We start from the raw sequence: 25,385 nt of genomic DNA, 5'->3' as shown, positions 1-25,385 counted from the left end.
TTGTTTTTTCTATTTTTAAGTTTATTTGGTTTTAGTTTTTATTTTAGAGTTCTGTGGTTCTTTTATTTTTTTCTTGTTTTGAGTTGTTTTCAATCGTTATTTTTATTAAATTTGAATTTCAAAAATTAAATTGAACTTCCATTCTTTGGATTTTTATGTTTCGATTCAAAAATGGTCGTTTATGATGCGGCGTACAATCTATCTTAATGATGGATTATTGGGCTCTTTCTTGCATTCTTTGCTCAATATGCTGTGTCTTTGAGATTAATTAGTCTTGTAAGGTTGTAAATGGTGTTTCTTAGTTGGATCTCGTTGTTTACTGCATTATCTGTAGTTCCGATTAATTTCAAAACTCCATTATCACCTTTCAAAAATCCATTTATTCCTTCACTTCGTGAAAAACGAGAAGAATAATGAGTATTTCTTCTTTTATCCAAGAATCTTTCAGTCATTTCGAAATTAAGGTCAGTAGATTGGATTACTAAAGTCTTATTTTTGCAGTTTTCAATATTTGAGCATCCTTTGCAAGAATATGTTTCAAAGAAATACCGTTTTTTCCTACAATTGTCTGGAAGACCATCATCTTTATGTGGTTTCCTGTGTTTTATAGGTTTTACTTTTGTTAATCTCATAAAACGTCCTTTATTGATAAAAAGATAGTGGAGATTTTCTGTGGAGAAATAACCTGAATCTGCGATTAAAAGGTGTTCGCGAATTCTTCTTTGTATTTCACTATAGTTTTTTCGCTCCCCAAATTCTTTTTGCATTTCAATAAATACTTTAATTGTTTCATAAATATTATTTAGAACATATTTGATTGTTTTTCTATCATTTGATTCCGATAAGAGCATTCCAGTCAATATTATGTGATTTTCAGTCATGATTTCTTGCAGGTTAAAAGCAAAATCATAACTTCCTTTTTTTGTTTTCATCCAACAAGTACTTGGAAAAGTAATTGAAACAGCATCATTATTTCTTTCATTCATAATATTAAGATAAATGTCCTTTTTTTCGTAAATACGAGTATTATATATTTTTATCCTTTTTAAGACCAAATTAATTGTTTTACACAATTCGTCATCATCTTTATTGATTTTTAATTTTTCTTTTAATCCATTGATTGTGCGATTAATTGATTGTGGTGTGTTTTCATGCAATAAACCCCATTCATGAACTTTAATTAAAGCATTTACTTCTTTTCTAGTGATTTTGTAATATTTGGAAGCTCTCACAAGCATATCCGTTCCATCAACAAACAATTTAACAAAATCTAAGAAGTGTAAATCATTTAACAAGACCAATGTGGCTACAAAAACTTTTTTTATTACATTTGCATCACTTTTATTTAAAAAATTAGCGAATGAATTGCGTGATGGCTTTAATCCGCATGTTGCAATTAAAAGAAATTTATTTTTCTTGCATTCTTCTTCCATTTTTGCATAATTGGAAATATCAATGCTAAAACAGTATAAAACTACTATTAAAAGTAGTGTTCGAGGATATGCTGGACGTCCACGTTTAGATTCAAATTCCAAATCCAATTGATGCATTAAATTTTGAATCATATCTGAAAATGCAAAATCAACAATCGTTAACAACATTTTTGGACAATCCTCCTCACATTTTAGCTTTTTTAAGATAGTTCCATCAGCATAGTCTTTTAATTCTATTACTGACATCGTAAATCAAATATTTTAGAGCATATTCAATTTTAACAAATTTTCAACTTTTTAAAAAATTTTGCAATAAACTCATTGAAATTACTTGAAATTTCAATTAAATGCAATAATTTCTACTTAATAATTATAAAGTATTTATAACTTTTTATATTTAATTTTAAGAAATATTAAAGTAAATTAAAGTTATTAAAAGAATTAGTATTCGTTGATTAAAATTTAAAGAATTTTCTAGTTAGAAAAATTGTTGAAAAACTCTTGATCAAATTAGATTTTTTTCTAGGAAAAAATCCTGCAAAAATTCCAAAAATATGAATTCGTTTAAAATAAAAAAATAAAGATTAATAATTGAGAAAACACAAAATAAAGAAAAAATATCAAGTTAAAATTTAAAAACAAGAAATATTACGAAAAAATGGATTTATTGACAAACTCCTTTAAAACTGTATATTTAATTTACTTTTATTTAATGTTCATTTTTTGTAATTAATTTTGAATATTTGATTGATTTATTTTACTTTATTTTTATTTTAAATTGGGATGGGATTGATAAATTATATGAAATTGGGCAATATAAGTTAAAATTATTATATTTTTTTTAATTTTATATTCAATTTATTAAATAAATTCATTATTTTTTTATTAAAACATTAAAATTAACTTCTTTTTAAATATATTTGTATTTATTCAATAATTTTTTGAAAATTATTTTCATTTTCATTAATCATATTTATATATTAATTGAATTAAATATATGTATATGCAATAAATAATTATACATTATTATTGCAATAAAGTATTAAACGTGTGGTTTAATTAATAATAAACTATGCTAAAATGATTAGTTGAATTCTTAGAATTTAATGATCATTAAAATAATATATTTGGAGATTTATTGAGTTAAATCAAATCTAAAATAAATAAAAAAATCAAATGTTTATGTTTAATTTAATTGTATGGTTTGGTATTATTCGGCTTAGTACTTTAAATGATGGTTATGTTTGGTTAATCGGATATTTTTGTCGTTTTTTGTATGTTGATAGTTGATTTTATTATATTATAGGTTTTCATTAACTAAAATAAATACAATTTATATTATTTGATTAGTTTATATACTTGATTTGGCTCTCATTCGAGAGGGAGATAATGAAAATTAAACTAGGAAGTTTTTTAATAATAATTTTTATATTATTAATGGTTATGAATGCAGTTGCAGCTGAAGATAACACTTTGGTTGGGACTGGAGAAGGAAAATTAATGGTTGATAATGATAATTCTGTTTTATTAGCGGATGCTAACAACGGTGATATTAAATTAGAGACTATTGATTCTCAAAATTCACTTAAAACCGGTGAAATTGGAAACTATACGGAATTACAGAATTTAATTGATTCCAATCCTAATAGTATTATCAATCTTGAAAAGAATTATGTGTATTCAGATTCAGATGCTGAATCTTTGATTACTATTCCTCATGCTATTACTATTAATGGTAATGGTTTTTATATTAGTGGTGCTAATGCTGCTTCTTCATTATTCATACCAAATACTGTTAGTAATGTAGTATTGAATAATATTAGTTTTATTAATGGGGATCATAATTCAATGCTTTTGATTACGGGTAATGACTGTCTTGTTGATAATTGTACCTTTAAGGATAACAGTGCTAATGACTATGGTGGTGCTGTTACTATATGGGGTTATAATAATACAATTAAAAATACAGTATTTATAAATAACACTGCTTATGATTCAAACTATGGAGATAGTAGTCATACTGGATGTGGTGGTGCTATATATTTAAAAACCAATTCAAAAGATAACACAATTGATAATTGTACTTTTGATAACAATAAAGCAGAATTTGGTGGTTCACTATTTTTTGATGGCCAAAATAATATTGTGAACAATTCAAAGTTCATAAATAATTTTGCTAATACTTCAGGTGGAGCAGTATATTTATTTAATTATGGAAATTTAATTCATAATTCTACATTTGAAAACAATCGCGCAAACTTCACTGCTGGTGCAGTTTATATGTATCATGCTAGGAATGTCGTTGATAATTGTACCTTTGAAAACAACTATGCTGATGTTGCAGCTGGTGCTATTACTATGGATAATGAAGGTTGTGTAGTTAATAATTCCAAATTTAATAACAATTCTGCTAGACATGTTTCTGGTGCAATTTATCTTGGTACAGATAGTAATGATAACAAGATTTTAAATTCAGAATTTAATGAAAACTATGTCATTGATGATCAAGCTGAAGGTGCTGCTATTCGTGTAGACGGGGACAATGTGGAAATATTAAACTCAGAATTTAATAAGCATGACTCCTATAATGGTGGCGCAATTTATTGGTTAGGAGAAAACGGAACAATTAAAAACTCTAAATTTAATGAAAACACTGCGAAAAAAAATGGTGGTGCAATCTTTTGGCAAGGATTTAACGGAACAATCGATGATTGTGACTTTAATGAAAACACTGCAAATATCGCTGGTGCATTATATATACATAATTCAATAACTGTAAATAATACAAATTTTACTAAAAACAGTGCTGATGATTATGGTGGAGCTATATATGTCTCAGCTGACAACACAACTATAACTAATTCTGAATTCAATCAGAATTACGCAAATGAAGCCGGTGCAATTGAAATATATGGAAAAAATAATATAATTGAAAAATCTACTTTTGCTGGAAATAAAGCTATTGGTGAAGTTGAAGGTTCTCAAACTGATTTTGGTAGAGGTGGAGCAATTATCATAGATGAAAGTGAATTATATAAGAATGAAGAACATAATAACACTATCTTAGATTCAATCTTTAAAGATAATGAAGCGAATAAAGTGGGTGGTGCTATTCATGTCAAATCAAAAGGAAATTCAATAAAAGGAAGTGAATTTTATTACAATGCTGCTAATGTAACTGGTGGTGCTGTAAGTTTATATGGCGAAAACAATGAAATAGATGACTCACTTTTCGAACATAACACTGCAATTGAAGGTGGTGCGGTACTTGTTTATTATGGCAATTCCATTATAAACAATTCCATAATGAATTATAATACCGCTTATAGTGGTGGGGCTATTGATGTTTTCGTAGGCAAAAATGTAATTGTAAACAATACTCAATTCAACGAAAATAAAGCTTCATTTGATGGTGGAGCAATATGTTGGTTAGGTGATGAGGGTACAATTGACCACTCAGAATTTAATAAAAACTATGTAAATGGTGAAAATCAATCATCCACTTACGGAGGAGCTATTAGTTGGATTGGTAATAATGGTACAATAAATAATTCTAAATTCAATGACAACATTGCATCCAATAATGGTAATTTCTCTGCAGGTGGAGCAGTACGTATTGGAGGAAGTAATGTAAGTGTAGAATATTCTACATTCGAAAACAATGTTGCAGGTTGGTATGGTGGTGCTATTCACTGGACTGGAGACAATGGTACCCTTTATAATTCAACATTCACTGGAAACAATGCATCAACAGAAGGTGGTGCTGTTTATGATAAGGGAAATAATTTCATTATCAATGAGTCAACATTCACTGATAACCATGCATTTTTCTTAGGTGGTGCTCTTGCTTTAGAGGAATATGGTATCGTTGATAACTCAAAATTCTTTGAAAACACTGCAAACAAAGGTGGTGCTGTCTATTGGGATGCTCCTAATGGTACTATGAATAATTCATATTTCTACAATAACACTGCTAAGTATGCAGGTGGTGCAATTTCCTGTGATTACACTTATCCTAAATCCAAAAAATTAATTCAAAATTCTGTATTTGAAGAAAACTCTTGTGTCAATTACGGTGGTGCAATCGCAACTCTTAATGCAGACATTGTTGGATCAACCTTTAAAGATAACAAGGCAAATGTAGGTGAAGCGGTACACGCTTACTCATCTAAAATAGATGATTCAACTTTCATGAACAATGATGCAGTTGTACAAACAACTGAACTCATTGAAATTAATCAAGATGATATCATTGGTAATTCAACACGTAGAACCAATACTAGTTATATTGCAATGTGTGTTGAAAGATATACTAATTTCCCTCATCTCGGATTGAAAGATGATTCATTAGACAGATTGGTTAATATTTTAAATGGTACTCCAATTGCGGATTATCTTAAAATTTTAATATTCACTTACTTCAATTCAACAGATGATGCATATAAATTTGCTGGTCAAACTATTGATTTCTATCCGGAAGCTTACAGAGATTACCCTGATAGAGACAATCATAAAGAACCAATTCCACTTATAGATTATTACAGCAGAGCTGTTCACGAATTCTCAGATCATGAATTCTGGAATAGTACACATCCAGTTGTTCACAAAGTTTTAGAATTATATGAAACAGTATACGGAAATGGAACTAAAATGCCTGAAAAGTTCATCAAAGAAATCAACGGAGTCACTATTGAATATGATTTCAGTTCTATGATTTCTCCAACTTCACAAAGTTTAGTCATGTTCCGTATGATTCCTGTTCCAAAACTGGACAAAACATATTTAAATTCAACAGAATTTATTAATGTAAATGATACTGTAGCATTCAATATTACAATTAACAATACAGGCGATAAACCTCTTGTTAATGTTACAATAAATGAAATTTTCAATTCAACCGAATTAGAATACATTGGTCATTCTGACAATAAGACTTGGATTAAAAATAACAATACATTCATTTATACTAAAGACCCGGCAGTAGGTGACATTGTTATATATAATGTAATTTTAAACAACACTGGTGATTCTATTCTTGAAAATATAGAATTCCGTAATGTTTATGATTCAACTCAATTAGAGTTTGTAAAATGTGACAATTCTGCTTTGGTTAGAAATGGTGAAACATTCATATTCAATGATAAGGTTAAAGCTCTCAAAAGTCAAACACTCAGCCTTTTCTTTAAAGTATTAACTAAAGAACTTAATTTGGCTGTAATGACTCCAGAAATTGTTAAATATGATATTAGTAAAAAAAATAACATATTAGCAAAAGACCCTAAAATATCAATTGAAAGTGAATATGCTGGACGTTTCTCACCAATAAATGTTGGTGAAACTGTAACTTTCACTGTATGGTTTAAAACATTAACAAATGGTACATTAGTAAACAATGTTTCACTTAATGCTGTTGCTACTAAAGAGCAAATGGCATCAAATAATACTGAAGTATTCAAACCGGTCACTGTTAATGTGATAAAAGTTTGGAATGATTCTGAGAATCAAGATGGTATTAGAAATGCTAGTGTGACTGTTGTATTACTTGCTGACGGTAAAGAGATTAACAGTGCTGTTTTAGATGATTCCAATAACTGGACTGCTGTTTTCAGTGGTTTACCAGCTTATAAAAATAATGGTGCTGTGATTGTTTATACTGTTGTTGAGGCTGATGTTCCTGCTGGTTATACTGTTAATGTTACTAATGATGATTTTGGTAATTGGACTGTTACTAATACTCATGTTCCTGATGTGACTGAGGTTAGTGTTGTTAAAGTTTGGAATGATTCTGGTAATCAGGATGGTATTAGGAATGCTAGTGTGACTGTTGTCTTGTTGGCTGATGGTAAAGTGATTAATAGTACTGTTTTAAGTGAGGATAATGAGTGGAAATGTACTTTCGCTGGTTTGCCTGTTAGGAAAGATGGTGCTGTGATTGTTTATACTGTTGTTGAGGCTGATGTTCCTGCTGGTTATACTGTTAATGTTACTAGTGATGATTTAGGTAATTGGACTGTTACTAATACTCATGTTCCTGATGTGACTGATGTTAGTGTTGTTAAAGTTTGGAATGATGCTGATGATCAAGATGGTGTAAGGCCTGCTAGTATCACTGTTGTTTTATTAGCTGATGGTAATGCTNNTGATGCTGATGATCAAGATGGTGTAAGGCCTGCTAGTATCACTGTTGTTTTATTAGCTGATGGTAATGCTGTGGGTACTGCTACATTGAATGCTTCTAACGGTTGGAGTGCTTCTTTCGCTGGTTTGCCGGTTTATAATGCTGGTAAAGTGATTGTGTATTCTGTTGAAGAGGTAAGTGTGGCTAATTATACTAGTGTTGCGTCTAGTGATTCCGCTTACAGTTTCACTGTTAATAACACTCATGTTCCAGTTGTAACTGATGTTGATGTTGTTAAAGTCTGGAGCGACAATAACAACCAGGATGGTTTAAGATCTGCTGGCGTTACTGTTGTCCTAAAAGCTGACGGCAATACTGTACGTACAGCTACATTAAATGCTAACAACAATTGGAGAGCTACTTTCACTGATTTACCTGTTTACGATAATGGTAAAGTGATTGCGTATTCAGTTGAAGAGTTAGATGTAGCAGGTTATTCAGCTGTAATATCCAATAATGGAGTATTCAGTTTCATTATAACTAACGTACATGTTCCTGAAACTACATCTGTGAATGTAACTAAAGTCTGGAACGACAATAACAATCAGGACGGTATTAGACCTTCCAATGTTAGTGTTGTTTTATTAGCTGACGGTAATGTTATTGACAATGCTGTTTTAAGTGATAGCAATTCCTGGAAAGTCACATTTGCTGATTTACCAGTTTACTCTAACGGCAAAGTAATCGTTTACAGTATTGAAGAGATTAATGTTTCAAATAATTATACATATGCAATCTCAAATCTGACTGCAAATGAGTTCATTGTTACCAATACTCATGTCCCGGTCATAACTGTTATTAATATTACAAAAGTTTGGAGAAGCACTGAAGAAAAAGAAAAAATCAGCACACCTGAAATAGAAATTATTCTATATGCTGATGGTATTCCTGTTGCTAATGCAACTTTATTCCCAGGTAATGACTGGAAATTGTCTTTCGATGATTTACCTATTTACCATGACGGTAAATTGATTAACTATACCCTTGGTGTTGTTGAGAATAATCGTACTGTCAACATTACTTCGACTGACGGTAATTTCACTATTCAAACAGAACCTGTTCTTCATCCGGATATGAGTGTCCGTAAAATCACACTCGATACTAAGGTTGAAGTTGGTGATATTGTCTCATTCGAGATTATTGTTGAAAACACAGGTGACTGTGACTTGACTGGTGTTTATGTAATCGATAATGATTATTCAGATGGTCTTGAATATCTTTACATGGAATCTGACGATGATTGGATTGATGAAGGAGACGGCAGGTTTACTCTTGCTCGTACTTTAGGTATTGGAGAATCTGCAAGGTTCACAGTTGTCTTTGAAGCTACAACTGCTGGTTTCAAGGTTAATAATGTAACTGCAGGTAACAACCTTACTAACGAAACAGTAAAAAGTAGTAACACTACTAATGTTACTGAAGAGGAACCTGATGTTCCGGATGTTCCGGGCGTTCCGGATGTTCCACATAAACATCATGTACCTAAACACGTAAAACCAGATAAACATGCTACAGGTAATCCAATTTTATTACTGCTGTTAGCATTGTTTGTCCCATTAATCAGAAGAAAACAAAAATAAATATTTAAAGGAGTTTTAATTAACTCCTACTTTTTTTCTTTTTTTAGATATCAATCAGATTGATTTTTTTTGAAATGATTCTAATTTCATGCAAAAACAGTTGTAGACAAGTTTTATTTATTTTCAACAATCCTGAAAAAATTTTCAAATGAAAATCTACAATGATATTTGCCTGTGAATCTGAAGATGACATTAAAAAAGGAGCATGAATTAGGACAAAAATTTTAATTAAATTAAAATTAAACTATTATTATGACTGTTTCAGTATTTGTACCTGGCCACATAACAGGATTTTTCACAATTGAAAAACATGAAATCAAATTAAAAAACGGTTCACGTGGTGTGGGATTTTTACTCACAAAAGGTGTCAGAACCACGGTTTCAAAATCAGATGAACTGATTATTGAAGTCAATCAGGGTGATTCAACTGTCATCGATGCAGTTTTATCCATTCTGGAAATTGATGCTAATTTTAAGATTACTCAAGATATTCAGCTGCCGATAGGGGCTGGTTTTGGGACATCAGCTGCCTCTGCATTAAGTCTGACTTTAGCATTAAATGAATTTCTCGATTTGGGATATTCAGATGAACTGTGCGGACAGATTGCGCACATGGCGGAAGTCAATATTGGCGGGGGTCTTGGAGATGTAATTGCCCAGACCGGAAACGGGCTGGTTTTAAGAACAAAACCTGGTGCGCCGGGGATAGGTGAGATAAAATCATTCAGTGAAGATGTATTTATAGCCTGGAAGACATTTGGGCCAATTGATACTTCAGAGATTATATCTGATTCGAAATATCCGCAAATCATTTCCTCTTCAGGTTCCAAATATCTGGAACTGTTTGAAAATGAGCCTACAGTGGAAAATTTTTTATCATTTTCCAACAGGTTTTCTCATGAGATAGGCCTTATGTCAGATGAAGTGAAAAATCAAATTGATTATTTTGAATCTTCGAGTGATATTTTAGGTACTTCCATGGCTATGCTTGGAAATACAGTATTTGCATTTGCATATAATGAAGATGCATTCAAAAACCTAAACATTGAAAACTTACATATAGATAAACTCAACAACATTGGGATAACTTATGATTAAACTTAGCTATAATATAAAAAATTACAGAAAAGATCTTCTTGAAATTGTTAATGAAGGCGATACTGTAATTGAACTCGGGTGCCATCTTGGAGGTACAACAAAACTGCTTGAAAACTGCAATGTATTTGCTGTTGACAACTCTCCCGAAGCTGTTGATGTCATGAACGGTCTTGATAATGTATATTTTATTTCTGGTGATGTTCGTCTGCATGACGTACTTGCTGAGGTGTTTAAGAAAGTTCAAAAATGTGATGTCCTGGCAATTGACTTGGGTGGAGGATATCATCCCGACACTGTTTTTAAGGTTTTTTATATATGGTCAAGCACATTCAAGCCAAAACACACTGTAATTAGAAACCGTGGACTTTTGGAATTTTTCAACACAGCAACCGGCAGCGCAGAAGATTATCAAAGCGGTGAAGGTTATCTTGAAAGCTATCATGATTCAGGTATTCCACCGCAAATTAAGGAATTTGACTTATGGACTCCATCACTGGACAAATAGGTATTTTTAAATATTATTGTTAGATGAAAACAATTTTATTTAATCAGAACAATTTTTAATTCTTCTAATCGTTAAATATATAAGTGAGGGTGCTTAAAATTATATTTAACTAAAAAATTGGGGGTTATATTATGGCAAAACCTATTGGTGATACACCAGAATTAGAATGTAAAGAAGCTTCAGAATTTTTAAATCACATGTTGGATCCTCCAAAAAAAAACAAAAAGAATTAAGTAAAAAAATTAAAGAACAAAGGTTTGTTCCATTTTAATTTTTTATCTTGAATAAAAACTATTGTATATAATTGATAGTTCTATTTACTTATTTTTACACATTTTCTAAAATTAAAATTAGTTAACTGTTTAAATTATTGTTATTGAATTTTATTATTCATTTAAATTTTATAAATAAATTGTATATTATTGTACAATTAAAATTTATATAGTATAATTAAGAAAATATTATTCATAACTAATGAGGTAATTTATATGATAGGTAAAAAAATTCGTCTGGAAAGAATCATTAACAGAAATACAGGAAGAACCGTTATAGCACCAATGGATCACGGTGTATCAAGCGGTCCTATTCCAGGAATCATCAACATGGATGAAACAGTCGAAAATATCTCCCAAGGAGGAGCAGATGCAATTTTAATGCACAAAGGTATTGTAAAACAGGGCCATCGTGGATACGGTAAGGATATAGGTCTTATCGTACACTTGTCCGCAAGTACATCCCTTGCACCGGACCCAAATGACAAAGTTACTGTAACAAGTGTTGAAAAAGCTATTCAGCTTGGTGCAGATGCAGTATCTGTCCATGTAAACCTTGGAAGTGAAACAGAAAGCCAAATGCTCCAGGAATTAGGAGAAATAGCTGAAACCTGTGACTACTGGGGAATGCCACTTTTAGCAATGATGTACCCTAGAGGACAAAAAGTCGAAAACGAACACGATGTTGAATTCGTAAAACATGCAGCACGTGTAGGTTCAGAACTTGGAGTAGACATTGTCAAAACAAACTACACAGGAGATCCTGATTCATTTAAAGAAGTTGTTGAAGGAGCAATCGTACCTGTTGTCATTGCAGGCGGACCAAAAGTTGAAACCGATGAAGAATTATTAACCATGGTAAAAGAATCTCTTGAAGTCGGCGGTGCAGGTGTAGCATTCGGACGTAACCTGTTCCAGGCAGCAAACCCTGGAAAAATCACAAGAGCAATTTCTGAAGTAGTTCACAATGACCTTGAAGTAGAAGAAGCAATGGAATTCTTGAAATAGGTGATTTGATGCAAAATAAATTTGCATGGATTTCAACTCCTGATGAAGTGTGGGACGACAAAAAGGAAATGATTACAACAGCACTTGAATCAGGAATAGACCATGTTCTCGACCTTGATGATATTGAAAACATCAGAAAACTCGGAAACGTTAAAATCATCTCAAATACCGATGATGCAGACATCTATCTTGTAGGTATCAACGGTGAAGGTGACGGTGTCGTTGAACTCAATGAAGATTTTTCCGATTCAGTTGACATTGCAAATGCAAAAAAAGCAAAAAGAGAAGGAAAAACAGTCTGTGCATATGTGATAATTACAGATAAAGCACACGAACAGCTGGCTGTTAAGTTAGGTCCTATTGTAGATTATATCATACTTGTCGGAACCGACTGGACAATCATTCCTCTTGAAAACATCATTGCAGACCTTCAAAAAGAGGACGTTGATATCATCGCAGCGGTACGTGACGTTGACGGTGCAAAAGTTGCACTTGAAACATTGGAACACGGTACCGATGGAGTAATATTTGAAGCAAATGACTTCAACAAAACCAAAAAAATAGCACAGGAAGTCATCGAGGCATCACAGGAAAGATATGAACTTAAAGTTGCAACAATAACAAACGTAAAACCTTTAGGTTCAGGTGACAGGGTATGTGTCGATACAACAGACATGATGAAACCCGGCGAAGGAATGCTTATAGGTTCATATTCAAAATCAATGTTTCTTGTTCACTCAGAAAGTCTTGAAAGTGAATACGTTGCATCAAGACCGTTCAGAGTAAATGCAGGACCTGTTCAGGCTTATGTAATGGTTCCGGGAAACAAGACAAGATATCTCTCAGAACTAGTTGCCGGAGATGAAGTGCTCATTGTCAATACCGAAGGGGAAACAAGAACAGCTTACGTTGGAAGAAGCAAAATCGAGAGAAGACCATTGATACTTCTTGAAGCTGAATATGAAGGCCAGACCATACGCACACTCCTTCAGAATGCAGAAACAATAAGAATTGTAGATGAAAACAATGAACCTTTATCAGTTGCTGATGTAAAACCGGGAGATAAGGTTAAAGTTTACATTGAAACAAGCGCACGTCACTTCGGAATTGCTATTGATGAAACAATCATAGAACAATAGGTGTAAAAAATGAGTCAGCTAAGAGCATTTTTAGCTATTGATATCGATGAAGACCTTAAGGCTAAAATTTATAAGGTTATCAAAGAATTTAAACAGATTGATGCCAATATCAAATATGTTGATTTGGAAAACCTCCATTTTACATTAAAATTCTTCGGAGACATTGACACAGAAGGCATAGATTTGCTTTCATCAAAAATATCCAATGTCGTTAATGATTTTGACAGCTTTAAAATTAAAATCAAAGGCTGCGGAGCATTTCCAAACACCAAAAGAATTAAAGTTATCTGGCTGGGTCTTGAGGATGATGAAACAGTTAAAAAGTTACATGACGAGCTTGACAAGGAATTTGTCAAACTGGGCTTTGACAAGGACAAGAAATTCTCATCACACCTGACAATAGGCCGTATGAAATCTGCAAAAGGAAAAAACAAAGTCAAATCAACAATCGAAGAGTTCAGTGATGTTGAAATCGGTGAGATGAGTGTTGATAAGATAATCCTTAAAAAATCTACACTTACTCCTCAGGGACCGATATATGAAGATTTAGAAATATTTGAATTGTGATAAAAATGGATTATGGGCAGATATTAAAAGATATAAAACCAACTAAAAAAGAGCAGGAAGACATTGACGCAATGACTCGCAAACTGGTCAACTTCCTTACTGAAACATGTCATAATGAAGGAATTGATGCAAAAATTACTGTTGTCGGTTCTGTTGCAAAACGCACTGCTTTAAAGGGAAAATCCGACATTGACATATTCATGGCATTTCCATTGTATGTCAGTGAGGATATTTTAAAGGAAAAAGGTTTATATCTAGCTCATAAATGCAGTGATGCATTCGATGGTGTAGCATCACATCACTTTGCATCCCATCCATATGTCACAAGCGATATTGATGGATATGAAGTTGATCTGGTTCCATGTTATGCGATTGAAGACGGATCACAGCTTAAATCCGCAGTTGACAGAACAATCCTTCACACCAGATTTGTCAAGGCAAACCTGACAGCTGAAGGCTGTGATGAAGTGCTGCTTTTAAAAAAATTCATGGACATGACCGGAACATACGGCTCAGAGTTTAAGGTGGGGGGATTTGCAGGTTATCTCTGTGAACTTCTGATAATCAGATACGGAAGCTTTGATGAAACCCTTAAAGCAGTTGTTGAGTGGAAATTTGGTGAGATTATTGATCTTGAGGATTATGGAACTGCAGGTCAGTTTAAAGACCCTCTTGTTGTAATTGATCCGACTGACAAAAACCGCAATGTCGCTGCAGCATTAAGACTAAACAAAATGAGTGAATTCATACAGTCCGCTCGAAATTACCTATCATCAGACAATAAAAAAGATTACTTCTATCCATTAGATAAATCATTGGATAAACAGGCTATTTTGGAGCAGTTCAACAAAAGAGGCAGTGATTTTATTGCAGTCAAATTCGACATTCCGGACATGCCTCTCGATACTTTGCATCCTCAGCTTAAAATGACAGCTTCTTCCATGGCTGAAAAAATTGGCAATGAGGAATTCAATGTATTTAAGGCAGATTATTCATCCAATGAAACAGATTCTGCTGTGATAATTTTTGAGATGGCATCATCCACATTAAATGATGTCAAAATCAATTATGGTCCAAAAGTATTTCTGAATAATGCATGCAACAATTTTGCTGCAAAATACGGTCCTGAAAACTGCTATATAATTGATGATTTTTTAGTTCACAAACAGGAAAGGCAGTTCAATAATGTCAAATCATTCATTGAAGATATTTTCACTCAAAACAATATAGGAAAAATTAAAGTCGGTAAAAACCTCAGAAAGACAATTATAAGCTCCTATGAATTTGTATCAATAGAAGAGCTGGCTAGTGATGAGTTTTATCTGGGATTTTTAGATGATTTTTTAAATCCTGGTCAGTATATTGTAAGGTGAGAAATCAAGTGATGATTTTATTTATATAACTATTTGTTATGACATGAAAGCTATTATAATTTTAAAACCGCTGAAAGAGTTAAACCGGTGATTTTTGCTATTTTTTCTGGTGCCATTTCACCTTTAAGTTTTTTAGCGATTTCTTTTTTACCTTCTTTTTTTCCACTATTATATTGGCGTTCCCTTTCAAGTTGAATACTTTTTTCAACGGCCTGGTCGATGGCTTCATACATCATTTCTTCCTGTTCTGGTGTCATGTTCAACTCTCCTAATAATTTTTCCTGTTTACTTTTTTCATTAACAAAATTTTCAATTTCAATACCAATAACCACTTTAAATATGCCTGTTTTAGTTTTATTGAATAGTGTTTCATTTTTGCAAATTGTACAAATTTTTTCAAGTATTTCCTGTTTGTTTTTGTATTTTGGAACAAGGCACATTAGCAATAATGAAATTTCATCAATATTTGTTAAGTGAACACTGTTTCCACTTTGTTTTCAATAGTATTTAATTTTTCCTTGAAGTCTACATCTCCCAGATAGAAAAAAATCGGATGTATTGTTTTTGTTTTTCCAATCTTGTGAGATTTCTGTCCGTACATGGATGTTTTAAAACTGATAATTATTGTCTCGCAAAGTTCATCATATTCTGTCTGTGAAAATATATTGTAGTCATAGAAGCGATTTAAATCTTCACTGTCAGGGTCTGTAAACTGAAACTCAATGTTTAACAGCGTTTCATCTTCCAATTCACATAAAAAATCCAGATATAATTTTCTGCCCTTTTTAGTTATAAATTCTGTTTTTAAGACTTTTTTAATGGACTTTTCTATGCCAATGAATTTCAGAAAATCATTTGAATATTCCATAATTATCATTTTCAAAATTATGTCATATATTGTATGAATTTTTCTTTTCATAATTTAGCTCCATTTTTGTATATTTTACTTTATTTAAAGTAATATAAATAATTTTTAGATTAAATGAATACAATTTTACTTGTTTAAAACAATTTTACGAGTTTAAAGCAATTTTAGTTTTAAACAAAATATTAATATATATTAAAAATTATATAATTAGGTAAACCTAAAAGTGATAACATGAGTGAAAAGACATTTCTATATGAATATGATAAATCCGACTTGGAAAACTTAAAAGACATTGAAAAAGACGCTTTTAAAAAAGCAAATACCCTGAATGACAAGATACTTGATTTAAAGATAATGATTGATGATATGAACGAGGAATGGGATGAATATCTCCAATATCTTGAGGATGAAAAGATTTCCAAAATCTGTGAATTCAGGGGTGGCGAGTGCATTGAATTTGATGAAGAGCTATTGAATGCAATCGTAACCACATTAAAAAAATCAATTGGAGACACCAACAAGTCAATCGGCTACAATCCCAAAAAAATTAAAATAAATCGTGTAATAAACGGATAGTAAATTTTATAATATTCAATTTTTATATAGATAATTATGTCAGAGATTAAAAAACTTACAGCAGATGTGGATGTAAGTGAATATTTTGAAAAATATGTAAACTTTGAGGAAGTCTCAAAGCTGTGCATCGAAGAGCAGGAGGCTCTCGGATACAACTGGAACTATCCGCCATTTGATTTTGACCCCAATGAAGTGTGGGATTCCTACAATAAACTCAAGATAATTGCATTCAAGATTGACTTTTCAGCTGAAGAGCTGGAACATACATTTGAGGAAAAGGAACTTGAATTTGTTCTTAAAAGATTTGAAAGACTTAAAGTCAAGCTAATGAATGAGATATACATGCTTGAGAATGAAAACTCTTTAGGATTATTTTTAGGTAAATGCAACCTGTGCATGAGATGCACAAGAGAGGTCAACATGCCCTGCAAAATGCCTTTCAGGATGAGATACTCCCTTGAATCATTAGGTGCATACGTTGACAGAACAGTAGAAGATCTGTTTGGATACAAGATACTTTATGCTCATGATGGTAAACTGCCTGAATACCTGATATTCGTAGGCGGATTATTATATGATAAAAAATAGGTGATAATAATGAAAGTAAGTATAATAGGAGGAACCGGACCGCAAGGACTAGGAATTGCAGAAAGATTAGCTATTGCCGGTGTAGATGTAATTGTTGGTTCAAGAAAAGAAGAAAAAGCATTGGACGTTGTTGCAAAAGCAAAAGAAGACCTAGCAGACTATGACTTATCCAATATGGTTGGAATGGCAAACGAAGACGCTGCCCGTGAAGGGGATGTTTTAATTATCACTGTCCCGCTAGCAGCTCAAAAACCAACTGTTGAAGGAATAAAAGAGTTCTGTAAAGACAAAATTGTCATGGATGCAACTGTGCCTTTAGAAACAGCAATCGGAGGAAAACCGTTCAGATTCATTGATCTTATGGAAGGATCAGCTGCTGAAAGAACTGCTAAAATACTGGAAGGAACCGGCGCAAAAGTAATCTGTGCATTCTGTAACATTTCCAACTCACATCTTGCAAACATTCCTGAAGAAATCGACTGTGACTGTCTTATTGCAGGTGACGATACAGAAGCAAAAGCAACTGCAGCAGAAATCATCGACAAGATTCCGGGTATCAGAACAATAGACACAGGTATTCTTGAAAAAGCAAGAATTATTGAAAAAATCACTCCTCTGTTAATCGGATTGAACATCAAATACAAATCCCATTACGGCGGATTAAGAATTACCGGAATTCCTGCACTCGATAAGGAATAGATTCACATGGATTCATTTGAGGCTTTAATCGGTAAAAACATCAAAGATGTAGTCTTGAATGAATCAGAAACTTTTTTTGTAGCTCCTCTGGAGTATTTTTATAAAAACTGCGGAATGAGATATCCCGCATCAAAGCTTAAATTGGCAGATTTGGACTATTTTGATTTTATAAGCTTTTCAGAGCTTTTCAGATTCGAATCCATACTTATAGTATGGCACGATTCAACAGGTCTTATAACTGACCTTGAACATTATTTTTTATCTAACGACTTTGACGTTCTTTTTAAGGATTACTATTATATCAAAAAGGCAATTGACAACGGCGAGGCTCATAAGCTTCGTGAAGGCGATACCAAGTATCTTGGCGCATCCAGGTTAAATGATAAGGTGGCGCAGCCTAACAGTGATATTTTAGCTAATAAACGTGAACTTGTTTTAAAGAAAAAATACCTTCAAAAGATTCTAAATGAAATAAGGTTCAGATAATTTTTTAATTTAAATATAAATTCTATTTTTCTTCTTAATGTGAAATTAATTTTTTTTAATCATTTTGATTTTACATTTTCTATTTTCCGGAATTATTCGAAATTTTTAAATACATTTTTATAACAATATTAAAATGTAATAAGAAATTAGGTGATAAGAAAATGGAAAAAAATCAAATTATTATTTTGGCTTTAATTATAGTCATTGTTGCGCTTCTGGTCGGAGTGGTTGCAATGATGATGCCTAACTTTGCAAAAAAAGATACTGCCTTGAAATTTAAAGGCAATTCAACAATCGGCGAAGGGGATTCCATTCAGATAAAACTGACCGACGCTGACGGAAATCCTATATCCGGTGCAAAAGTAAATGTAACTGTTACAAACAAGGACAAGTCAAGTGACTATCACTCAGTAGAGACAAATGATCAGGGTGTTGGAAAATTAACACTTGATAAGGATGACGGAAAATACACAATATCCGTTACATATGGTGGAAATGATAAATATAAAGGTTGTAATGCTACAAAAACTATTACAATCAAAAAAGAAGCTGAACAGGCTTCATCAGATACATCATCAACATCATCTTCCAGTTCAAAGTCCGCATACGCATACAAATCTGACGGAACTCCAATGTACAGTCAGGCTGAAGTAGACCAGTACATGTACAACAAATACGGTTCTGTAAACTACCATGTAGGCAGTAACGGTTATATGGATCTTGACGAACCTGGATTTGACGATGCAGGTCACTTTGTCGGATACTAATCTAAGTAGGTGAAATCTCACCTGCTGCTTTTTTTATTTTTTTAAATCTCTGCATACATTTAAACAGCTTTTTTTTAATTTTTGTGAATTTTCCATTTAACTTCCGGCAGGATAACTATTTATAATCTTGTTTCTAAAAGATTAATTAACGATGTAATTGAGGTTATTAAGATGGATACAAAAAATATAATAATAATTTGTTTAGTTATTGTTATTGTAGTTATGGCTATGTCAATAGGATTTCTGATTGGTCAGCAGGAAAATCATAATGACAATAATGTCACTAATGCTACTAATATCACTAATTCAACTAATTCAACTAATTCTACAAATGTTGCACCGAATGACGATGATGTAAGTGACACTTCATCGAGTGTTCAAGAGGAAGTCAAAACTGACACTTCCAAATCCAGCCAACAGGAGAAAGTGGATTATAATAGTCCTGATAGCGAGTATTATAAATGGGATACTGATGGAAGTTATCATAAAAAACAAGAAGGTGTGGATTATGTTTATGCTCAAGATGCAGTAACCGGAGAATGGAGCTATTGGGCAGATAAATCTTAAAAGAGGGAAATACTATGAACATAAAAAAAGTATTGTTAATATTAATTATTGGAGTAGCTGTAATTGCTTCAGCTAGCGCAGTCAGCGCAGGATTTTTAGATGGGCTGTTCGGTGAAGAACAGCATGACAATGTTATTCAAATAGAAAATATCACATTTAATACAACAAATGTATCTTCATTTAAATTATGGAATGGAACCGATATTTATGGGGTCCATGCCAATGGGTACGTTGATGAAAATGACTCAGGATACAATGTGCATATAATTAATTGCAGTAATATTGAAGGAATTTCATTTGAAGAGTTTATTCAAAGCTATTTAACTGAATTTGATAATTCTCCATCTCAAACAATTAATGGTGCTGTCATTTATACTTTATCTGCAGATTCTGGAGAACATGTAGGTGAACCAAGATATGTGTCTTATGTAAAAAATAAAGATTTACAGACTTTAGTTGAAATAAGCAGTCCTGATGCAAATGAAACTGCAAAAATGATTCTATCTTTAAAATTCAAATAATTTGATACAATTTTCAATTCATATAGATTGTTAGTAATAAATACTGAAAAATAAAATTGTTTAGATTCACATCAAATGTAAACTATGGATAAAATTAAAGCAGAAATAATTATATTACAGGTATTTGAAAAAAATTTGGAGGAATTTAATGGAAAACAAAAATATAATCATAATGCTTGTTGTTATAATTCTTGTTCTTGCTGCAGTTTTAGGTGCAGTAATGTTCATGTCTTTTAATTCAAAAGAACCTGTCAAAATAGTTATAACTAGCAATAATACACTAAATGAAGGTGAAAATCTGACTGTACAGTTAGCAGACTTAAATAAAACTGCTATATCCAAACAAAAGGTTAACGTTACAGTTACAGATTCCAAAGGTAAAGAAGTAGTTAACAAAGCAGTTAAAACCAACTCAAAAGGCAAGGCAACTCTTGATTTGGATTTGAAAAAAGGAAAATACAATGTCACTGTCTCCTTTGAGGGAAATGAAAAATATGGTGGAAATAGTACTGTACAGAAATTGACTATTAAAGAAGCAACTACTCAGTCAATCAGCGAAAATACTGTTGATATGAGTTTGTATACTGGTTATTCCTCAGCTATCGGCAGTTATAGAGTTGTTGAACATCAGCAGGAGCTGGGACTTCTTGAAACACCTGGTGGTAATTACTATGTTATGGGCGGTGACGGTATCTACACTTACGCAGGACGTGACTCACAGGGACATTACCAGTTAGGATCACCTGTCTGATAAATTAAAGTGCATTTGCACTTTTTTTTAAAACAAGTCTTTATTTAGTATAATCAACATATCTTAATATGTAATATTTTGTGAATTTACTTTTTCACATACTGGAGATGTATTAATGTTCAAGGTTTCAAATAAAATTTTAATTATTATGGCATTATTTATTTTTCTGATGCTTGTGCCTGTAAGCTTTGCACAGGAAAGCCAGACAGATTCATCAGATGATATTAATGCAACAATATTATCAGACTCACTGCAGACTTCAGACATATCTGCAGTGGAAGATGCGGATGAATTAAAACTCGCTGAAAGCCATTCCAGTGAAGTTAAAGAAGATGTATCTTCAAACTCAGATATCATTTCAGATGATGCATCATTAAAAAACAGGGATTTGCTTTCAACAAAAATACCTGTTGCATTTGCAGCAAATGTAATAATCGATTCAAATAATGTTGTTATCAATATTTCATCAGACAATCTAATCAATGAAAGCATTCAGGTTGATGTTAATAATGAAAGTCACGTTATAAATATGGTTAACGGTAAAGCCAGTCTGGAATTATCTGACTTAAAGAAAGGAAAATACACAGCTATTATCTCTATTATAAATAGTGCTGAATATTCTGCTCAGGCCAGTCTTCCGTTTGAGATTGAGGGTGTTAAAACAAGATTTCATTCAAACAATATTACTGTAATTGAAAATCAGAACGCAAACTTCAAAATTCAGCTGGTAGATGATAAAAGTATTGGCATTGCAGATAAACAGGTAATATTTACAATAGACGGTTTGGAAAAAAAAGAAGCTGTAACAGACTCTCAGGGTTATGCAACTATCCAGATTTGTCTGGAAGGTGGAAAACATACAATTACCACTTCATTTAACGGTGATGACACATATATATCAACAATTTTAGAAAACAAAGTTACAGCAAAATATATTCTTACAGCGCAGATTGACATTACTAAACAGTTAAATAATGTAACTGTGGACATTACACTCTCCAGACCTGTAACTCTTAACATGACTGCGCATTTTGACAATAAGGATAAACTTATCAAGGTCGTTAACGGTAAAGCCACTTTAGAACTGCCAAATATTGATTACGGAACATACACTATAGGACTTTATCTGGATAATGAAGAATATTACATGGCCAGTTACTCCGAAGATGTAGTTATTGAAGTAGTTCAGACAAGAATGAGTGCAGCAGATCTTCAAACTACAGAATTCAGCAATGAAGGATATTCAATCAGACTGACTGAAAACGGTAATAAGGCTCTTTCAAACAAAAAGGTTACATTCACATTGAACGGCAAGGTATATGAGGTTTTAACCGACAGCAGAGGTTATGCAAAACTCAATATCAACCTGACCGCCGGAAGTTATAAAATCACAACAAAATTCGACGGTGAAGGTTTATATCTGCCTGTAAGCAGCACAAACACAATCGATGTAAAGGCTAAACTTCATTTAGGTGGAGCCATAAAAATGGACTACAATAATGTGACAATTGACATTGAACTTTCCAAAAGCATCGATGCTGATTTTGAAGCTGAAGTTAACGGTAAAACATATAATCTCCATGCTGTGAAAGGTAAGACAAAACTTGTTTTAAATAATCTGGAAAACGGCAGATACGTTCTTCAGGTTATAATGAAAAATAGTGAACTTTATGAGGTAAACGGTATAAAAACCGCTTTTGTAGTCAATGTCACAAGACCTGAAATAATCATAAATGACTTTGAAACTTCTGAGCACAGCAATGAATCAATGAAAATCAGACTGGTCGATGAAGATAATAGGGGCATTTTCAATGGAACAATGATTGTTACCATAGACGGCAACGGATATAAAAAGATAACAGATAATGAAGGATATGTATCAATGCCGATAGATCTCGACGGGGGAAATCACAAGATTTCCGTCCAGTTTATAGGAGATGATGTCTTAATGCCAGCATCAGCTTCAGCAAATATTCTTGTAAAATCAGTTATATCCTCTGAAATACTTGTCAGCAAAAATTCAAAACATGTTCAAATCAGAGTAAATCTCTCAAAAGACATCAGCGCTGATTTGACAGTTATTGTCAACGGCAAATCATATAAACTGAATTCAAAGGATATTTTAAAACTAGATAATCTTGAAGACGGAAAATATAATGTATCTGTAAGCTTAAATGATGACAAGTATGTATTCATACCATCAGATACAAGCTTTACAGTTTCATCTTCACAGTTAAGCTCACAAATCCTTGCTCAGGATATGACCATATATTACTCAACTGAAATTACATTCAAAGCTCGCCTTGTAGATAGTGACGGTGCTGCACTTGCAGGAAAAACTCTAAGATACATTTTAAACGGTAAAGAGTCTACAATTGTCACTGACAGTCTGGGAACCGCTTCAGTTCCAGTGGAGTCTGCTGTCGGAGAATATGAAATCGAACTATATTTTGACGGGGATGAAAGTTATACAAAATCAAGTTCTGCAAATAAAATAACAGTCAAAACATCAATAATTCTTCCTTCACAGGATGTTTACACATTAAACGCACCATATGCTTTAATACTGCTGGATGAAAACGGTAATGCATCTACCCTTAAAGGTTCAGGATTCTTTGTCGATGACCTTACAGGAAATTTAATCCCTGACAGTGACGGTGTTGTTACACTGACTATAGGTCTGGATAAGGGAGTTCATTCATTAAAAATCATCAATCACATGACTGGTGAGGTAAAAACCCATAAAATTACCGTCCTTGACAGATTAAGCCAAAACAAGGATATTACCATGTACTATGGTGCCGGAAAATATTATAAAGTCAAAGTTCTTGACGATTACGGCCAGCCGGCTGATGGCGTTAACATAAACATAAAAATAGGTTCCACATCAAAAACAGTGAAAACTGATGGAAACGGTTATGCAAGCATTAAAATTACACAGAAACCTGGAAAATATTCTGTAACAGCTACATATAAAGGTTTCAAGGTATCAAACAAAGTCACAGTTAAAACAACACTTGTTACCAAAAACATAGCTGTTAAAAAAGGAAAAACCATTAAGTTTACTGCAAAGCTTTTAAACAGTAATGGTAAAATCCTCAAAAACAAGAAAGTAACCTTTAAATTCAGCGGCAAAACCTATAAAATCAAGACAGACAGCAAAGGAATAGCTACTCTTAAAGTAACAAACAAAAAGCTTAAGGTTGGAAAATACACTATCAAGACAACCTACGGCAAACTGACCAATTCCAATAAAATTACAATTAAAAAATAAGGTGGTTTGATGAAAATATGTCCTGAATGCGGTTCAATACTTGCGGATTTTGAACCTTACTGCAACAACTGCGGTTTTGATCCGGATTATGATAGGGGTGACTGGATAGAAGACTAATTGCACAAAAATCAATTACCCCAATGGGATTGATTTAATAAACTTTAGTAGATGCAAATGCATCTATATTTTTCTTTTTTTGAATCTCTAAAATTCAGCTTATTTTTTAACGTTTTATTCAAAATTTCTAATTCTGCTGTTTTTTACAGTTATCTATTGAAAGATTCAGGTCTTTTGTGATAATGGTGAATAGTTTTCTGTCGAAAATGTTATTATCTAATTTGTGAATAAATAGTATCAGTCATTATGTATATTGGAGGAAAATGGAATGGAGAGCAAAAATATAATTATAATATTGATTGTAATAATTGTTATTCTTGCAGCTGCAATAGGATTTGCAATGTTTAATCCAATGCATGCTAAAGAGCCAACAAAAGTAAAAATTACAAGTGATAAAGAGCAATATGAAGGTGGAAATTTGTCAGTGCAGCTGACAGATTTAAATAAAACTCCACTGTCAAAAGAAGTAGTTAACATTACAATAACTAACAGTAAAGGTAAAGTAGTTGTTGATCAGGTTGTAAAAACAGATTCTAAAGGTAAGGCAAAACTTGATCTTGATTTGAAGAAAGGAAAGTATAATGTTACTGTAAGTTATGGTGGAAATGAAAACTACACTGGAAACAATACAACACAAAAATTGACTATTAAAGAAGAAGTAGTTGAAGCGGAGCCTGCTAGTTCAAGCAGTAGTAGCAGTAGTTCATCTAATACTGATTCTGGAGCATTTTATAGTGCTCAATCTAATAAAATGTTTTATACTGGAGATGTAGTTGATACTCCTGGTGGTGGTAAAGCAAGACATCTTGGAAATAATAAATGGGAGCAAATATCTTATGGATAAATATTTAAATTATTTTAGATGCAATTGCATCTAAATCATCTCTTTTTTCGACTTGAAATATATTAAAATGTTATAACAATATATCATTTCTTTTATTAATTTGGCATTAACTGAATTATACAGTTCTTGGTTTGTAGGTATACATTTATGAATCATTAATATTATCATATATTT

20 protein-coding genes are annotated in these 25,385 nt (G+C 32.4%); 17 read left to right on the top strand and 3 right to left on the bottom strand.

What is annotated here, in order from left to right:
• Positions 1 to 242 precede the first annotated feature (242 nt).
• On the bottom strand, positions 243 to 1,679 hold the full coding sequence (locus QZN33_RS07315; protein ID WP_296790522.1) for a transposase: 1,437 nt from the start codon (positions 1,677 to 1,679) through the stop codon (positions 243 to 245).
• 1,191 nt (positions 1,680 to 2,870) lie between these two features.
• Here QZN33_RS07315 and QZN33_RS07310 point away from each other — a divergent pair.
• The 7 genes from QZN33_RS07310 to cca all read left to right on the top strand — a co-directional run bounded on the left by QZN33_RS07310 (position 2,871) and on the right by cca (position 15,153).
• Complete coding sequence (locus QZN33_RS07310; protein WP_296790521.1) at positions 2,871 to 9,191, top strand: Cna B-type domain-containing protein; 6,321 nt, start codon at positions 2,871 to 2,873, stop codon at positions 9,189 to 9,191.
• A gap of 252 nt (positions 9,192 to 9,443) precedes the next feature.
• Positions 9,444 to 10,289, top strand: coding sequence for a pantoate kinase (locus QZN33_RS07305; protein ID WP_296790520.1), 846 nt, complete (start codon positions 9,444 to 9,446; stop codon positions 10,287 to 10,289).
• The gene (locus tag QZN33_RS07300) at positions 10,282 to 10,794 is read left to right on the top strand and encodes an SAM-dependent methyltransferase (protein WP_296790519.1); all 513 of its coding nucleotides are present in this window, start codon (positions 10,282 to 10,284) and stop codon (positions 10,792 to 10,794) included. Before QZN33_RS07305 ends, QZN33_RS07300 begins: the two co-directional genes overlap by 8 nt.
• Positions 10,795 to 11,282: 488 nt before the next feature.
• Positions 11,283 to 12,074, top strand: a complete 792-nt coding sequence (locus QZN33_RS07295) for a 2-amino-3,7-dideoxy-D-threo-hept-6-ulosonate synthase (RefSeq protein WP_296790518.1) — start codon at positions 11,283 to 11,285, stop codon at positions 12,072 to 12,074.
• Between the two features lie 8 nt (positions 12,075 to 12,082).
• Positions 12,083 to 13,213, top strand: coding sequence for a 3-dehydroquinate synthase II (locus QZN33_RS07290; RefSeq protein ID WP_296790517.1), 1,131 nt, complete (start codon positions 12,083 to 12,085; stop codon positions 13,211 to 13,213).
• Positions 13,214 to 13,222: 9 nt separating this feature from the next.
• Positions 13,223 to 13,780, top strand: a complete 558-nt coding sequence (thpR, locus tag QZN33_RS07285) for an RNA 2',3'-cyclic phosphodiesterase (protein ID WP_296790516.1) — start codon at positions 13,223 to 13,225, stop codon at positions 13,778 to 13,780.
• Between the two features lie 5 nt (positions 13,781 to 13,785).
• Positions 13,786 to 15,153, top strand: a complete 1,368-nt coding sequence (gene cca / locus QZN33_RS07280) for a CCA tRNA nucleotidyltransferase (protein ID WP_296790514.1) — start codon at positions 13,786 to 13,788, stop codon at positions 15,151 to 15,153.
• 53 nt (positions 15,154 to 15,206) lie between these two features.
• Here cca and QZN33_RS07275 read toward each other — a convergent pair whose 3' ends face one another.
• Complete coding sequence (locus QZN33_RS07275; RefSeq protein WP_296790512.1) at positions 15,207 to 15,593, bottom strand: hypothetical protein; 387 nt, start codon at positions 15,591 to 15,593, stop codon at positions 15,207 to 15,209.
• 29 nt (positions 15,594 to 15,622) lie between these two features.
• The gene (locus tag QZN33_RS07270; RefSeq protein WP_296790510.1) at positions 15,623 to 16,072 is read right to left on the bottom strand and encodes a hypothetical protein; all 450 of its coding nucleotides are present in this window, start codon (positions 16,070 to 16,072) and stop codon (positions 15,623 to 15,625) included.
• A 180-nt stretch (positions 16,073 to 16,252) separates the two neighbouring features.
• Here QZN33_RS07270 and QZN33_RS07265 point away from each other — a divergent pair, with 180 nt between their 5' ends.
• The 10 genes from QZN33_RS07265 to QZN33_RS07220 all read left to right on the top strand — a co-directional run bounded on the left by QZN33_RS07265 (position 16,253) and on the right by QZN33_RS07220 (position 25,211).
• The gene (locus QZN33_RS07265) at positions 16,253 to 16,597 is read left to right on the top strand and encodes a hypothetical protein (protein ID WP_296790508.1); all 345 of its coding nucleotides are present in this window, start codon (positions 16,253 to 16,255) and stop codon (positions 16,595 to 16,597) included.
• 36 nt (positions 16,598 to 16,633) lie between these two features.
• Positions 16,634 to 17,185 carry a DUF2284 domain-containing protein gene (locus tag QZN33_RS07260; RefSeq protein WP_296790506.1) on the top strand — a complete coding sequence of 184 codons (552 nt, stop codon included), beginning with the start codon at positions 16,634 to 16,636 and terminating at the stop codon, positions 17,183 to 17,185.
• Between the two features lie 9 nt (positions 17,186 to 17,194).
• Complete coding sequence (gene npdG, locus QZN33_RS07255; RefSeq protein WP_296790504.1) at positions 17,195 to 17,884, top strand: NADPH-dependent F420 reductase; 690 nt, start codon at positions 17,195 to 17,197, stop codon at positions 17,882 to 17,884.
• Positions 17,885 to 17,890: 6 nt separating this feature from the next.
• A complete protein-coding gene (locus tag QZN33_RS07250) occupies positions 17,891 to 18,370 on the top strand; it encodes a hypothetical protein (RefSeq protein WP_296790501.1) in 480 nt (159 codons plus the stop codon).
• A 161-nt stretch (positions 18,371 to 18,531) separates the two neighbouring features.
• Positions 18,532 to 19,137 carry a carboxypeptidase-like regulatory domain-containing protein gene (locus QZN33_RS07245; RefSeq protein ID WP_296790499.1) on the top strand — a complete coding sequence of 202 codons (606 nt, stop codon included), beginning with the start codon at positions 18,532 to 18,534 and terminating at the stop codon, positions 19,135 to 19,137.
• 171 nt (positions 19,138 to 19,308) lie between these two features.
• Positions 19,309 to 19,704 carry a hypothetical protein gene (locus QZN33_RS07240; protein WP_296790497.1) on the top strand — a complete coding sequence of 132 codons (396 nt, stop codon included), beginning with the start codon at positions 19,309 to 19,311 and terminating at the stop codon, positions 19,702 to 19,704.
• A gap of 14 nt (positions 19,705 to 19,718) precedes the next feature.
• The gene (locus tag QZN33_RS07235) at positions 19,719 to 20,225 is read left to right on the top strand and encodes a hypothetical protein (RefSeq protein WP_296790495.1); all 507 of its coding nucleotides are present in this window, start codon (positions 19,719 to 19,721) and stop codon (positions 20,223 to 20,225) included.
• A 148-nt stretch (positions 20,226 to 20,373) separates the two neighbouring features.
• On the top strand, positions 20,374 to 20,976 hold the full coding sequence (locus tag QZN33_RS07230; RefSeq protein WP_296790493.1) for a hypothetical protein: 603 nt from the start codon (positions 20,374 to 20,376) through the stop codon (positions 20,974 to 20,976).
• A 148-nt stretch (positions 20,977 to 21,124) separates the two neighbouring features.
• Positions 21,125 to 24,250, top strand: a complete 3,126-nt coding sequence (locus QZN33_RS07225; protein WP_296790491.1) for a hypothetical protein — start codon at positions 21,125 to 21,127, stop codon at positions 24,248 to 24,250.
• Positions 24,251 to 24,635: 385 nt separating this feature from the next.
• A complete protein-coding gene (locus tag QZN33_RS07220) occupies positions 24,636 to 25,211 on the top strand; it encodes a hypothetical protein (protein ID WP_296790489.1) in 576 nt (191 codons plus the stop codon).
• The last annotated feature ends 174 nt before the right edge of the window (positions 25,212 to 25,385 follow it).

Origin of the sequence: uncultured Methanobrevibacter sp., assembly GCF_900314615.1 — an archaeon.
Classification (GTDB): Archaea; Methanobacteriota; Methanobacteria; order Methanobacteriales; family Methanobacteriaceae; genus Methanocatella.
This window is presented reverse-complemented; position numbering and strand designations above follow the sequence as displayed.